General features: G+C 30.0%; 22 protein-coding genes. 18 read left to right on the forward strand and 4 right to left on the reverse strand.

Annotated elements, in window-relative coordinates:
* The first annotated feature begins 108 nt into the window (after positions 1–108).
* Entirely contained in the window at positions 109–894 is a 786-nt protein-coding gene (locus G9F70_RS12970; RefSeq protein ID WP_164947303.1) for a helix-turn-helix transcriptional regulator, read from the forward strand.
* Positions 895–1,055: 161 nt separating this feature from the next.
* Here the strand turns inward: G9F70_RS12970 and G9F70_RS12975 are convergent, their stop codons facing one another.
* The 4 genes from G9F70_RS12975 to G9F70_RS12990 all read right to left on the reverse strand — a co-directional run bounded on the left by G9F70_RS12975 (position 1,056) and on the right by G9F70_RS12990 (position 4,140).
* Positions 1,056–1,373: a DUF6618 family protein gene (locus tag G9F70_RS12975; protein WP_164948065.1), complete on the reverse strand. Its 318-nt coding sequence runs from the start codon at positions 1,371–1,373 to the stop codon at positions 1,056–1,058.
* 29 nt (positions 1,374–1,402) lie between these two features.
* Positions 1,403–2,206, reverse strand: a complete 804-nt coding sequence (locus tag G9F70_RS12980; protein WP_164948066.1) for an ExeA family protein — start codon at positions 2,204–2,206, stop codon at positions 1,403–1,405.
* A complete protein-coding gene (locus tag G9F70_RS12985) occupies positions 2,199–3,458 on the reverse strand; it encodes a DDE-type integrase/transposase/recombinase (protein WP_125006703.1) in 1,260 nt (419 codons plus the stop codon). The genes G9F70_RS12980 and G9F70_RS12985 overlap by 8 nt, the downstream gene beginning before the upstream one ends.
* 106 nt (positions 3,459–3,564) lie before the next feature.
* Positions 3,565–4,140 carry a DUF6431 domain-containing protein gene (locus tag G9F70_RS12990; protein WP_164948068.1) on the reverse strand — a complete coding sequence of 192 codons (576 nt, stop codon included), beginning with the start codon at positions 4,138–4,140 and terminating at the stop codon, positions 3,565–3,567.
* 261 nt (positions 4,141–4,401) lie between these two features.
* Here G9F70_RS12990 and G9F70_RS12995 point away from each other — a divergent pair, with 261 nt between their 5' ends.
* The 17 genes from G9F70_RS12995 to G9F70_RS13070 all read left to right on the forward strand — a co-directional run bounded on the left by G9F70_RS12995 (position 4,402) and on the right by G9F70_RS13070 (position 14,175).
* On the forward strand, positions 4,402–4,584 hold the full coding sequence (locus G9F70_RS12995) for a hypothetical protein (RefSeq protein WP_224617557.1): 183 nt from the start codon (positions 4,402–4,404) through the stop codon (positions 4,582–4,584).
* A 487-nt stretch (positions 4,585–5,071) separates the two neighbouring features.
* A complete protein-coding gene (locus G9F70_RS13000) occupies positions 5,072–5,797 on the forward strand; it encodes a metallophosphoesterase family protein (RefSeq protein ID WP_164946103.1) in 726 nt (241 codons plus the stop codon).
* A gap of 146 nt (positions 5,798–5,943) precedes the next feature.
* Positions 5,944–6,549, forward strand: a complete 606-nt coding sequence (locus G9F70_RS13005) for a 2'-5' RNA ligase family protein (protein ID WP_164946104.1) — start codon at positions 5,944–5,946, stop codon at positions 6,547–6,549.
* A 43-nt stretch (positions 6,550–6,592) separates the two neighbouring features.
* Positions 6,593–7,135 (forward strand): GNAT family N-acetyltransferase, encoded by a 543-nt coding sequence (locus tag G9F70_RS13010; protein WP_224617559.1) that lies wholly within the window; start codon positions 6,593–6,595, stop codon positions 7,133–7,135.
* 106 nt (positions 7,136–7,241) lie between these two features.
* Positions 7,242–7,571, forward strand: a complete 330-nt coding sequence (locus G9F70_RS13015) for a hypothetical protein (RefSeq protein ID WP_164946105.1) — start codon at positions 7,242–7,244, stop codon at positions 7,569–7,571.
* Positions 7,469–8,041, forward strand: coding sequence for a phosphotransferase (locus tag G9F70_RS13020; RefSeq protein ID WP_164946106.1), 573 nt, complete (start codon positions 7,469–7,471; stop codon positions 8,039–8,041). Before G9F70_RS13015 ends, G9F70_RS13020 begins: the two co-directional genes overlap by 103 nt.
* 56 nt (positions 8,042–8,097) lie before the next feature.
* Positions 8,098–8,502, forward strand: coding sequence for a hypothetical protein (locus tag G9F70_RS13025; protein WP_164946107.1), 405 nt, complete (start codon positions 8,098–8,100; stop codon positions 8,500–8,502).
* A gap of 61 nt (positions 8,503–8,563) precedes the next feature.
* A complete protein-coding gene (locus G9F70_RS13030; RefSeq protein WP_164946108.1) occupies positions 8,564–9,307 on the forward strand; it encodes a class I SAM-dependent methyltransferase in 744 nt (247 codons plus the stop codon).
* Positions 9,308–9,358: 51 nt separating this feature from the next.
* A complete protein-coding gene (locus G9F70_RS13035) occupies positions 9,359–9,877 on the forward strand; it encodes a GNAT family N-acetyltransferase (protein WP_224617560.1) in 519 nt (172 codons plus the stop codon).
* Positions 9,878–10,029: 152 nt separating this feature from the next.
* Positions 10,030–10,155: a hypothetical protein gene (locus tag G9F70_RS27020; RefSeq protein WP_263484319.1), complete on the forward strand. Its 126-nt coding sequence runs from the start codon at positions 10,030–10,032 to the stop codon at positions 10,153–10,155.
* A gap of 151 nt (positions 10,156–10,306) precedes the next feature.
* Positions 10,307–10,801, forward strand: a complete 495-nt coding sequence (locus G9F70_RS13040; RefSeq protein WP_164946109.1) for a metallophosphoesterase family protein — start codon at positions 10,307–10,309, stop codon at positions 10,799–10,801.
* 93 nt (positions 10,802–10,894) lie between these two features.
* On the forward strand, positions 10,895–11,353 hold the full coding sequence (locus G9F70_RS13045; RefSeq protein WP_164946102.1) for a hypothetical protein: 459 nt from the start codon (positions 10,895–10,897) through the stop codon (positions 11,351–11,353).
* Between the two features lie 23 nt (positions 11,354–11,376).
* Positions 11,377–12,132, forward strand: coding sequence for a peptidase MA family metallohydrolase (locus G9F70_RS13050; protein ID WP_164946110.1), 756 nt, complete (start codon positions 11,377–11,379; stop codon positions 12,130–12,132).
* Positions 12,133–12,403: 271 nt separating this feature from the next.
* Positions 12,404–13,153 carry an alpha/beta fold hydrolase gene (locus G9F70_RS13055; RefSeq protein WP_164946111.1) on the forward strand — a complete coding sequence of 250 codons (750 nt, stop codon included), beginning with the start codon at positions 12,404–12,406 and terminating at the stop codon, positions 13,151–13,153.
* 106 nt (positions 13,154–13,259) lie between these two features.
* The gene (locus G9F70_RS13060; protein WP_187352999.1) at positions 13,260–13,544 is read left to right on the forward strand and encodes a hypothetical protein; all 285 of its coding nucleotides are present in this window, start codon (positions 13,260–13,262) and stop codon (positions 13,542–13,544) included.
* A 63-nt stretch (positions 13,545–13,607) separates the two neighbouring features.
* Positions 13,608–13,772, forward strand: coding sequence for a hypothetical protein (locus G9F70_RS13065; RefSeq protein WP_224617561.1), 165 nt, complete (start codon positions 13,608–13,610; stop codon positions 13,770–13,772).
* Positions 13,773–13,914: 142 nt separating this feature from the next.
* The gene (locus G9F70_RS13070; RefSeq protein ID WP_164946113.1) at positions 13,915–14,175 is read left to right on the forward strand and encodes a hypothetical protein; all 261 of its coding nucleotides are present in this window, start codon (positions 13,915–13,917) and stop codon (positions 14,173–14,175) included.
* Positions 14,176–14,192 lie beyond the last annotated feature (17 nt).

The following is a 14,192-nucleotide window of genomic DNA, read 5'->3' on the forward strand; positions in this document are numbered from 1 at the left end:
TTTTTATAGTAATTTTCAGGTATATATTTTATAAAATTGATGTATTACCTTAAATTTATTATAATATATAAAGGTATCAAAATATGACACCTTTAATAGGGGGATTGTATGAAAAAATCAGAAAGATTAAATGACATGATAAGATACTTAAATAGTCGAGAGTTCTTTAATTTGGGTGATTTAATGGAAAAATATAATATTTCAAAAAGTACAGCTTTGCGTGATATTAGTTCATTAGAACAATTAGGTATGCCTATTTTTTCAGAGTATGGTAGACATGGAGGATATGGTATCTTAAAACACAGGTTATTATCACCTATTATTTTTACTCTTGATGAAGTGTATGCTTTATATTTTGCAATGTTGACGTTAGAGTCTTATCAATCTACGCCATTTCATTTAAGTGTTAATAAACTAAATGAAAAATTTGAAGATTGTCTTTCTAAAGAACAAATAAAACAAATTCATCAGCTGAAAAAAATTTTACAATTTGAAGCGTATCAGCATAATAATGTTAGTCAGTTTTTAGATAAAATTTTACAAAGTATTCTTAATGAAATTAGTTGTAAGATTCAATATTTAAAAAATAACAAACAAGTAAGTTACCATATTCAGTTTTTTAAAATTTCTGCTAAGTTTGGACAGTGGTATGCTACTGGAATAGAGATGAATACGAATAAATATAAAGTTTTCAGATGTGATAGAATAACTTTGTTAGACTTTCATAATGATAAATCACAATTTTCTGTTGAAGAGCTCATCAACCGTTCTTTAGAATTTTATCAATCTGATAAAAGTGTTGAGTTTGAAGTGGAAATTTTAAAGCATGCAAAGGATATTTTTTATAAAGAGCATTATCCATCAATTGTTAAACGTCAAATTATAACTAATTGAAACGTCATTTTATTTCTATTATTAGTAGGTGATTTACGTCAGATTATCCCTATAAAATCACTTTATCAGTAAGAAAAAAGCATTTTATTAATATAATTTCTTTTAGCCGGCAGGCTACTTTTATATAAAAAATGAGTAGCAATAATAGCTACCCAAGTATGTTAGTTTAAATTAATATGTTCGGCCATAGCTTGTAAGGCATGAGCCACTGTTATCGCATCTACTTTGTTCATAATTTCACATAAGCGTTCAGAGTTCCAAAATAAATCGTTTAAGGTAGAAAGATGACAGCCTACATCATAATCAGGGATACAAGCAAAATTTCCATAATTTGTTTTGCCTATAACTACAATAAAGCCACTTCTACTTTCAATCTTAAGCTCATAATGACTTCCAAATTCAGTTAATTTAGTTATCATCCCAGACCAATTTTCTATTTTTTTGCCCGTTTTCATTGTACACTCAAATTTAATTAGCATAGACAATCCTCCTAAAAACTAATCTACGATTACCGAAGCGATAATTCATTGGCGGCAGCCATTATTGTGTCAGTGTCAATCACTGTTTTTTCGTGCTGTGCACCTATTATTAAAGCCTTTGTTAATATCATATTTAGACGTCTTATAGAACCAGTACAGCTTCTGTATGCAGCTAAAATGGCATTATTATCAATAATTTCAGAAGAAGCACTTGCCAATGATAGTCTCGAATGAATGTATTCTACAGCCTCAGTCTCTGAAAACCCTTCAAAATCATAATTTATTATGATCCTTTGCTTTAATGCTTCATGTATCTGTTTTTCTAAGATATTATTAAGTATAGGTTGACCTATTAAAACCAGTGAAAAACAGTCCTTTGAGTCCATAGAAAAATTCATGAGTAATTTTAAATCTTTCAATATATCATTACTTAAATACTGTGCTTCATCCCATACAAGTATGTAATGGACACCCTTATCACTGCTCATGTTTTCCATATAGTCTTTTATATTTTTAAACATGTCTGACTTGCGAGAGCAAGGTTCGAGTCCTAGTGAGATACAAAACTGCCGATAAAACTCAGCAGTAGTTACGGTAGTAAAGCAAAGATAAATAACCTTTGTTAAATTTGGATTAACTTTTTTCGCGAAACATCTTAGAGCAAAAGTTTTTCCTGATCCAGGCGAAGCCGTAAATAATCCAATGCCTCTAGTTTCATTAAGATAATCAAGTCTTGATATCATTTCTTTTAAATCCCTTGAGATATATGCATCTTTTTCTTTAATACCTTTTTCAAAAGGGTTTAAGGTCATACCATAAAACTGCTTAAACATATTTAACACCATCCTTTGAATAATCTATATTAAGTGGGTTTTTACGTTTGGTTTTACCATTTTCAACCTTGTTTGTTTTTCTAATGCTATATTTAATCTTTTCATAATAGATATAAGCACTGTCCATGTCATCAGGTAGATACCGCACTTCAACCTTCTGTTTTATAAATTGCATAGGTACATCATAAGATATTTTATCAATGCTTATAGTTGCATCATTATTTACTTTCCGTTGTACGCGATTCATAAAACAATTATCTAGCCATTCACTGTCAGATGCTACTTTTACATGAGCTAAATCGCTCTTATATCTATCAATAGGACGCTGCTTTGTAGATGAATGAATAGTTATGTTATGCTTATTAATATAAGTGAATAATTCATCATTTAGCTCCGCTAAGGAGGAAATAGATTCTACATCTAAAGTGTTTAGCCATCTGCTTTTTAATGTCCTGAAATTTCTTTCTACCTTTCCTTTAGATGCTCCGTCCCTTACCATTGTATGGAGCTCTACTATTCCAAGAGAGCCGCATATAAGACTTAATTGCTCATTTCTGTACGGAGAGCCATTATCCAAATAAATTTTTTTTGGAATTCCATACCTGGCTACAGCCTCTTTAAGTACCTTTTGAAAGTTATAAGAATTATCATTGTAAAAGAATCTACCGCCTACTATTAATCTAGATTTATCATCTATTAACATAATTACGTACGTCCGCTTGCGCTCACCATTTTCAGTTATAAATGGACCGTAACAGGTGTCGCCTTGAAACATTCCAGTTGCAAATTCTTCTTCAAAAGCTTTTCTATCTTTCATGTTGATACATCTAGCAGATCTAATATCGTTATTTTTTATAAACCGTTGAACAGTTGAAATTGACACATCCTTTTCTTTAATAAAGCCATCTTCGATGAGTTTATAATATATAAGCGTAGCATTAATTTTAGGAAAGTTGTTTTTTAAAGTGTATATCTGCTCTATAGCTACATTACTTAGTTTTCTGGTTTGACCTATATCGCTACGCGTCTTCGGAAGAAGGGAATCAAAACCAAATCTATTATATTCTGATTCCCAATTAGAAAGTGTTCCTGGGCTATACAAAACTGAATTGCCGTTAGGTAATTTTACAGGGTTAATAGAAACACGTCTATAATAAGCAATTTTAGATTGCTCAGTAAAAGTATTATTTATAGCAGGGGCTATTAGTGCTAATCTAATAGATGCTATTTCGATTATTTCTTTGTTATTCATTTATTATCACCTCTAGAAAAATGTTATCATATAGGTATTTCAATGACCATTATCGTATTAAGTGGTCTGCCTAAATTAAAATTAAAAATATATGCTTATAGCTAAACTATGACGTTCCTTGAAAAAACGATGAACCATTTTGCTTGAAAAATTGTATTATGAAGTCCTCAAGTTTATCAAAGGAACTATTTATGATATGCTGCACAAAAGTTAAGTTTGAAATGAGCTTGTCCTCTAAAAGTCCAAGCCACATCTGTTTATGTTCTTTAAACTTCTTTAAAATTCGATAGAATGTAGATATAGCAATGCCATAATGTTCGCACATAGCTTCCACAGAGTGATATTTATGTACAAGATAGTCATGGATGAGGTAAACAGTGAATTTAAAACTAAATGACATATACGGCACAATTACAGAAGGTAGAAGGGCATGAGTACGTTTACATGATGAACAAATATATCTAGAAATGATGATTATATTATCTTGAGCAGTATTATTATTATAAGTCACAAGATGGCGTTTGTAAGACGCAAATGGAGATAGCGCATGTTTAGCGCCACAAAATGGACATACTAAAGTCTCTATATTAACAGAGCTTACATATTTATTAAAGGCAGTTATCTCATTTTCAAAAGAAATTTGCTTAAAACACTTGCATAATTGTAAATTTAATCTTATCATAATAGTAGTTTTATAAGAGTATTAACTCTAATAAAGGGAGAACATTGCTTTGGACGGCTGGGGTTCTCCCTTTTCCTTTCTCTAGTTTTAATAATAAGCATAAATTAAGCTCCTAATGATGTCAAGTCATTAGGAGCTTTGTTATAGGAATAATCTGCTTAGTAAAAAAGCAAATAACCACTAGATAATTATTAGTATTATAGTTATAATTTGACTTAGGAATGCAGTTCCATAAAGCTATATTTTGACGTACTACAATCAATGAAAATAGAAAGTGGAACTAAGACACTTATAAAAGGGTTCTATAATTTAGGTGAAGAAGAATTTATTGCAAATTATTTCATTAAATATGGTAATTCTATCCTATCAGTAAAACCTGAATCGCTAAAACACCTTATTCAAGAAAAAATAGAGAATCTATTAAATTATTATCAAAAATTATAAATCAGCATGCAGTTCACATTACTGTGAAGCATGCTGATTTCTTTTTTTATTTTACAATTAACCAATTATTTTGTTTTTCTAAGGTTAATTCACAATAAATGCTTTATTTTTACAGTGCCCTTCAATTTCCATATAGCTTTGTGTAAATTTATGGTTTATAATCTATATATAGGGTAACAGTTACCCTACCGGCATGGCCCATTTAGAAACATGGAATGTTGTGCACGATTTTAAATAAAAAAGTGGGCAAGTCTATATACAGCATACTGCCAGGTGTTATTGAGAATACTTTTGAATCTTAAAAAGATAGACAAGCTGCACCTAGGAAGCTAAGTCAGCTCTCTGTGGGCTTCTCGGCATTGAGAATTTGAAATATTAAAGGGCATAGTTATTATAAAACCAAAGTTACAAGGCAATAAATAAGATTATTGTTTAAAATAGAATTAGGATGATTCTAAACGTAACTATAAAAAATAAGGAGCGTAATATGAAAAGAATTGCAATAATATCAGATATTCATGGAAATATGCCAGCACTAGAAGCTGTATTAGAAGATATAGCTTCTAGAGGTATTAAGACAATTTTTTGTCTCGGTGATTTAGCAGGCAAAGGCCCTAGTTCAGCGGAAGTGGTAGATAAAATCAGAGAACATTGCGAAGTTGTACTTAAAGGTAATTGGGATTATTATATGACTGAAATAGATGATAATGAAGTTTTAATTTGGCATCAGAAAAAATTAGGAGTTGAACGATTAGAGTATCTCAAGGAGTTACCAATATATAAAGAATTTTATATAAGCGGAAAGTTATTAAGACTATGTCATGCATCGCCAAATGATCTTTTTCATAGAGTCTACCTTTCAACTAAGCAAAGTGAACGGATGAAATTGTTTGCAGCAACGCCAACTCTTAATATTGTAGCAGATGTAATTGGATATGGAGATATACATGGTGCTCATATAGATAATTTTGATGGAAAAACCATTTTTAATGTTGGAAGTGTTGGTAATCCACTTGAAATAACCCAAGCCTCCTATGGAATAATTGAAGGAAAGCTGAATAGTAAGGCTAAATCATCATTTACTATTTCTCTTGCTAGAGTACCCTATGACATAGATTTAGCAATTGAGCATGTTGAATTAACAGATATGCCAGAAAAAAAAGAGTATATTAACGAATTGAAGACAGCAGTATATAGAGGTTCAAAAGCCTAAGAAATACGTCCTGTAACAAAATCTTTCTTATATATCGAAGGTGTAAGATGAAAATTTATGCTTATTCAAACTAATCCTAACGATAAGATTTATAGAGATTTAAATGAAATTATTTGTATTTTATGAATAGTGGGAGGAGTGTAAAAATGCTTTATGCAGTTGAGCTATATTTTGATAAAAAAACAGAAGAAAAAATAATGAGGTTACCAAATGGAATAGCGAAGAAAGGCATTAGCAAACGCTATTTGGAGTGGAAAACACGCCCGCATATAACTCTTGGGTTGTTTAACAATATTGATTTTGAAAACTGCGACAAGTTACTAGATAAACTTACAAAACAAATAAGCTCATTTCCTACACATCTTTCAAGCATAGGTGTTTTTAATAATTCAAAATGCATTTTCTTATCTCCAGTTGTAACACGTGAATTGTTTGAATTGCATCGTGAATTTCATAACACCTTTAGCTTTTGTGACCATTCCGGATATGAATATTATTTGCCAGATAGCTGGGTTCCACATTGTGCAGTTATGCTTGGCGATTCAGATGATGCCAATGCTCTTTGTGCATCTGTTAAATATGTAATAGAAAATTACGAAGTGATTCATGGTTTCTTTTGTGAAATAAGTTTTGTTGAAATAATTATGCCTGTAAAGGAACACGTCGCTCATAAATTAAAACCATATGATGGAATTTCTATTTACAAAAGTCCTCAAAATTTCTCTATTAACCCAGATTTGAATTTAAAATAGGAGGTAACCAGAGTGTGGGTAAAGGCCATGAATTTATTATTAAATGGAAAGGTTGTGTTTTATATTGGAAGAAGTTTATTTAGTGATTCCTTCAGTGGAGCATAAAGAAGAATATAATGAAATGTTATTAGAATGGAAAAAAACAAAGGAACATATATATCCAGGAGCAATCAACCCAAAAGGAATGGATTACATTAACTGGTTAAAAAATTTAGAAACATATAAGACTAATGAAACGTGTCCATCTCATCTTGTACCTTCAGATACATTTTTTTTAGTAGATAAACATAACAAAGTATTTGGGGCAATTAGTATACGGCATTACTTGAATGAACAACTTCTTAAATTTGCTGGACATATAGGTTATGGGATTCGTCCAACCGAAAGAAGAAAAGGATATGCAAAGGTAATGTTAAAAATGGCTCTTGAGAAGTGCAAAAATATAGGGATAACACAAATTCTTATAACTTGTGACAAATATAATATTGCTTCAGCAAAAACTATAATTGCAAATGGTGGAATCTTTGAAAATGAGTTAATTGAAGATGATGGAACTGTATTGCAAAGATATTGGATTGAATTATAAAACTCAACTTGATTACTAGTAATAATATCTATTCGCAAATTTGTATAATAAATAAGTATGTGAAATCACTGCGCATATAAATTGTTCATCTAAGGGGGAGCATTTAATGAACGACATGCAATGTACAATTATTGATGAAACATTATCATATCTTACTAAATATAAAGTTGAAAATATTACACCTTTAATAAAAGGCTATTCTAATGATGAAAAATATTTGCTACAACTTAATAATAACATGTCAATACTCATGAAAGTTTCTAATATGAAGGATTATAATAGAAAAAAACAAGAATTTTACTATTTAAATATTCATTATAATAATGGTGTTAAATGCTCAAAACCATTAGAATTTTTTATATTAGAAAAATCCATGAAATTAAACCTTCAGAAACTTTTAACTGGTATAAGAAAAGATGGGAAAAGTATCAATTAAAGAAAAAACAATTATTTGAATTAGGTTGTAGATTTTATAAGCAGGATAAGATAGAGAATTATATTGAAGAAAATTTTAGAATATTAAGGGAAAGTTGCATCAGATTTCAACACGATGATTTTCAACCTATCAATATAATAATTAATGGGAACGAATTAATTGGAATTATAGATTTTAATAGATTCGATTGGGGTGACCCCATAGAAGATTTTTTTAAACTTCCCAAATATACAAATGCAATAAGTGTACAGTTCTCAAAAGGTCAGATAGATGGTTATTTTAATGGCAACGTTCCAGATATGTTTTGGAGGAAGTATAATTTATTTGTTGCATTAAATTTCCATGCAAGTATGATTGGTGGTCATGATGCATATAACCAATTGGATAAAGTAAGGGAGAGACAAGTTAAAATATTTAACACACATGATTTTGAAACCCATGGTGCTCCTGAATGGTACTTAAACATTTGAGCTCGGTATTATATGGTAAATTTATTAAAATGCTAATTTATTTGGAGGATAACAAAATGTTATATAAAGAAGATATAATTAAAATACTTAAATCTATGGACTTGCCTTTAAGCGAATATTGGATAACCTCTGGTGCAGGATTAGTACTTCATGGAGTTAAAGAAAGAACAAATGACATTGATCTAGGGTGTACCACTAGGTTAATTGAGCACTTTCTAAAAAAAGGTTGTAGGTATAGATTAGCGGAAGATAATTCAAGAATTATGGATATAAACGATACAATAGAAATACTAGAAAATTGGTTTGTTGATGAAATAGAATTCATTGATGCATTACCTGTAGGCAGTTTAGCAAGCATTAAAAAGCAAAAATCAGAGTTAGGAAGAGAAAAAGATATAACCGATATAAAAATGATAGAAGAATATATCGAAAGTAAAAAACCTTTACAATTATATTCCTAAAACTGATATTGATATAAGAAATGCATATGCAATTAAAGCTTAAAATAAGGAGTAGATAAAAATGGAGAAAAATGAAGATAAAAAAACAATTGAGGATATTTATGATTACGAAGATATATTAAAAATGTTGGATTCGTTTCTAAAAGAGCCTTCACCATTTTGGAATAAATTTTATGAAGACAGAGAAAAAGATATACCTTTTTTCATAGATGTTCCAGATGAAAACTTAATTTCATACTTTCAAAAGGAAATTATTAAATCCAGTAAAGTATTAGAACTAGGATGTGGTCCTGGACGTAATGCAATCTATATGGTTCAAAATGGATGTGATGTAGATGCAGTTGATATCTCAGAAGAAGCAATAACTTGGGCAAAAGAAAGGGCTAGCAGAAAAAATTTAAAGGTGAATTTTATGTGTGATTCAATATTTAATATTCCAATACAAGAATTAGGATATGATTTTATCTATGATTCAGGATGTTTGCACCATATTCCACCACATAGAAGAATTCAGTATGTTAGCTTGATTGAAAAATTATTAAAACCAAAAGGGTATTTTGGATTAGTTTGTTTTGCAGCAGAAGATGATAAAAATAAAAATGGATTGCCCCAGATGTCGGATTGGGAAGTATATAGACGAAAAAGCCTTAGGGGCGGAATTGGTTATACTGAGGAAAAGTTAAGGAATTTGTTCTCTAAAAACTTTGAGATTGTTGAGTTTAGAAGAATGATAGATATAGATAAACCAAATGTGGCTATGGGAAAATCATTTCTATGGGCTGTACTTTTAAAGAAGAAAATATAAATAAAACAAAGATAGTGTTAACACTATCGAATTATACGAGGGGGATACTAAATGATAAAAAATTTAATGTGCAGTAAAAATTTACTCACTAGAAGTGCCCAAGTTAAAGACGCTGCCGAAATTATACTGATAGTGAAACAAGTTATTGCTGAAACATCATTCTTCCCAAGGACTGCTGATGAATTTAATTTTACTGTGGAGCAGGAAGAGGAGTACATAAAAAATGCGGCACTTTTTTTACTAGTAGAAATAGAGGGTACGATAGTAGGTTCAGCTACTTTAGATAGGAGCTCTTTAAGTAAATTAAACCATACTGCTACACTTGGTATAACTATTTTGAAAGCTTACTGCGGACTAGGTATAGGTAATCTATTGATGAAAAAAGTTATTGAGTGGGCAGAACTAAATGGAGTTGAAAAAATTGATTTGGAGGTTTTTCAAGATAACGCCCCAGCAATTTCCCTCTATAAAAAATTTGGTTTCATTGAAGAAGGAACAAAATTTAAAGCTATAAAAACGAACGCCGGGTACAAGGATATTGTTTTAATGGGTAGATTTTTGAATTCTTGAAGAATTCTATGAGCTAGACGGTGTTTTTTTATATACTTGCGACTAAAAAAGTGATAGTGTGCATTTGTATTAAAGTGTTTACAAAATAATTTGGAGTGATGAACAGATGTAGTATATTGGACCCAAGAATAATTTATATAATGGAGGCCATAATGAATAGTGATTTTAAAACATGTTTTGAAAACATGAAAAAACCTTGGTCAGTAATGTTTTATAGATTAGTTGGGGAACAACTATCTCCAATAACTAATTCTAAAATTCTTGACTTTGGAAGTTGATGATAATTTACAGTATTTAATAGGCTTACCTTAAGATAAGGAGATCAAAACACCAAATGATAATCATAAAATGCATTTGTTTCACGCTTCATCATTTTTATTTAAGTCTACAAATATGGGTTTGCTCTCAAGTTCCCAATATGCGGAGAAAATGATTCAAGAGAATTTTTCACATGAAGAATACTTATGTTATGTTCAGAAAATCTTATCCAGTGATGATAAGATTGTTGAGATTTTAGATGGTCTTGATACGGATATTGTTATTTTTGGACACTCACATATACAGTGGCATGCAGAAATAGATAAGAAGGTAATAATAAACCCAGGCTCCTGTGGATTACCGCTTGATTATGATAAAAGAGCAGCGTATACCATTCTTGAATTAAATGAAAATGCTATTAACATTTTGGAGAGAAGAGTACCTTACAATATTAGTGATACCATTTGTTATACTATGAAATCGGAGTTATACACAAATGCAAAAACATGGTGCGATATAATTTTTGACCAATTAAATTTAGCAAAAGATGAAATTAAATTTTTTCTTAGACACGTCGAAACGACTGCTAAAAAGAAAAATGATTATAGTATACCGTATAGTAATACTGTATGGAATGAGGCAGCAAATAGTTGGAAGAGTAATTAATGGATAAGTTATAGACATGCCTTTATTAAGACGAAGTTCTAGCTAATCATAAAGTTTATTAAGAAGTGTTCGGAATAAAAAAGGGGAGTATACATGTTTAATAAAGTAAAGGATTTTATTAAAAAAAATATAATATTAAGTATAGGATTTATACTATGCTTAAGCATTATGAGTACTTATGCATATACTAAATTTATGCCTGTGTGGTTTTCAGGGGCAGATACTTATAATGTAGTAAAGGAAGCATTTTTAACTAATAAGGGGTACACTAATGAACTGTCCAAACATATGTCACAACAAGTATTTAAAAGAACAAATATATATAATGCTTATCCAGCAGATAATAAAAAAACTTATAAAATAGATTTTAGCTTAAAGGAAGATTCACGAAGATCTAAAAATAATACAGTTTATGTGAAAATGATTTATTCTGTTAAAATAATGGATTTACAAAATAATATTATAGGTGGTTCATCCCATGTACCAATTACATTTACGATTAAAAATATAAATGGTGAATGGTACATTACGGAAAAAGAAGAAGCTGCATAAATTGAAAAAAGGAGAAATCTAAAATGATAGATAAAAGAAATGAAATGGATAACATAAAAGTTGAAAAGGCATATCAAGAGAAAGATTATAAATTAAATTTAAAGAAAGAAACTCAACATTTTATAATTTATTACACCGAAATCGACAAGCCATGTATAGATAAGGTTTCAGATGTCCTTGAAGATAATTATAATAGAATTACAATAATGTTCAAGCAACAACTTCAAGAGAAATTGAATATTGAGATTCATTCAGACCTAAATCAACTTCATATTGCTTTAGGATTTCCAAATGCACCTGATTGGATAAGAGGAGGGATTGGGGTAGACAAAATTGTAATAGCGTCTCCTTTAAACCCACCACCAGGTTCACAATTTGATAACGTATTAAATACAGCCGTTCACGAGTTTGTCCATATCATAGTAAATAAAATAAACGCTAATACACCCAGATGGCTGAATGAAGGGATTGCATGTTACGAAGCAAAAGACAATAATGAAAATGGGATAAGGAAAACCGTTATGAATGGTTTAGTAAATAATACGGTTCCTACATTCAAAGATTTAGATACCGGCGAGGATTTTGAAACATTTTTCAAACGCAATGGATATCAATACTCATATACCATAGTAGAATCAATAATTGAAGAGTTTGGTTATGATAAATTATATAATTTAATAGAGTCGCCTAATAAATTTTTAGGTGTTTTTGGCATAACAGAGAATCAATTGCAGAATAAATGGATGGAGTTTATTAAAAAGAATTATCTAACAGCATAATTTTTTACATTTTTATTAGTTTCATTTTACTTAATTTTAGTATAACGTTCATATATTATAAATCTATGATATTTAAATGATTGTAAAATATTATCAAATGAATAGTAATTATGGTGAAGAAATATTACCACCATGTGTAAATTTATTACTTATAATCTGTATATAGGTTAGTAGTAATTTTTAGCTATTCCAATACAAAGGATAAGTCACAGTGGTATGCTATAGGAAAGTAATTGTTATTTAATTTAGGATATATGAGTGGAGGCTGAATATGTTATTTAAAGAATTTGGGAATAAGAATATGCCAGTTATTATTTTTATTCATGGGGGCGGATTATCATGGTGGTCATGGAAACCACAAATTGAAGCACTAAAAAATGATTTTTATATTATTACCCCCATCATTGATGGGCATGGTGATGCTTGTGATACCACTTTTGTAAGCATAAAAGAATCGGCCAAGCAAGTTGTTAAATACATAAAAGGAAATTGTAACGGAAAAGTTTTCGCAATCTGCGGTCTTTCTATTGGTGCTCAAATTACTGTTGAAATATTATCCAAAGAATCTGATATTACTGAGAATGCTGTTATAGAGAGTGCTTTAGTTTATCCTATAAAAATGGCAATCGCACTAACTGTACCAATGTATAATATGTGCTATGGGCTAATTAAAAAAAGATGGTTTGCAAAACTACAGGCTAAAACATTGAATGTCCCAGATGAATTATTTGAGATCTATTATGAGGAAAGTTCACGAATGACAAAAGAATCACTAATTAATTTTACTATGAGTAATGGAAATTATCCAATGCCGGAAGCATTATGCAACACAAAAGCAAAAACATTAATATTAGTTGGTGGGAAAGAATTATCAGTAATGAAAAAATCTGCATCGTTACTGCATGAAACCATTAACGGTAGCTTTTTAAAAGTAATTGAAAAAAGTGGACATGGAGAAATTAGTTTGATTTATCCAGATAAATACCTTAATCTATTGCAACAATTTTTTATAAAAAAATAAAATAAGAATAATCCTTGGTTATATTTAACTCATATTCTTCATATAAAGTGTTGGAACGGTATAAAAAAGACAAACTATCAATGGATATTGAATAAGGAGGCATATTATGAGTAGAAGAGGAGCTGGGGTTTCATTTTGTTTTATAGCAGCATTTTTATTTGCAACACGGTATATATGTGCTGCAATTTTTGGATCAAACGTGTCCTCATGGAGTTCTGGATTGTATAGCAGCATGTTGGGTTATATTGGAAATGGATTAAATACATTTGCCGTAATTTCATTGATAGTAGGAATAATATATCTGCTTGCTTCAGAATTTATCGAAAAAGATAACGATAATGATAAAGAACTTGAATCGATCGAAATCACTGGCAATGAACGAGGCGAATAATTTATAAATTTCTTGAGTCATAGCATATAAATAGAGGAAAGTGAGTTTATGGGATTAATTACTTTGGATAAGGTTGAAAAGCTTGATAAAAAATTAGATGATATTGAAAAACATTTAGTTCGTTTAGAGGTGAAAATTGACACTATCAGTAAAGAAAATAACTCAATTAAAAGCATTGAAGCAAACATAGCCAAAATCAAAAATCTAATATTGGAAATAAAGAACTAAATACATTTGTCAAAGAGTTGCATACGCTACATTCTTATATTGCCCCTCAATTATTATGTAGTATGAATCATATTCAAGGATAATTGGAGTAGGTTTTGCTAAAAGTGTAGTGTCTAAACTCCATATTACTGGGGGGCTTTCCATGGCGTTAAGACATGGTCTGTTATTTTTTCCTGAACTTCCAGCGAGGATAATTTTAATAATAATTTCTTTGATTATAGGAGTTGGATTATTGAAGTTAAATAAATGGGCGTATAGATTAGTTTTATTTTTTTGTTTATACTTTACAATTGCAAATATTATTATGGCTTTAAATACAGGAAATAATGGGTTCTACTCAAATATTATATTTTCAATTTGGGTTCTATTTACTCTGCCAAAAGATAGAAGAGTATTTGATTAATTCAAAATGGTAGTATG

The sequence above is a fragment of the Clostridium sp. FP1 genome, from assembly GCF_011065975.2.
In the GTDB taxonomy this organism is placed as follows: domain Bacteria; phylum Bacillota; class Clostridia; order Clostridiales; family Clostridiaceae; genus Clostridium_AD; species Clostridium_AD tagluense.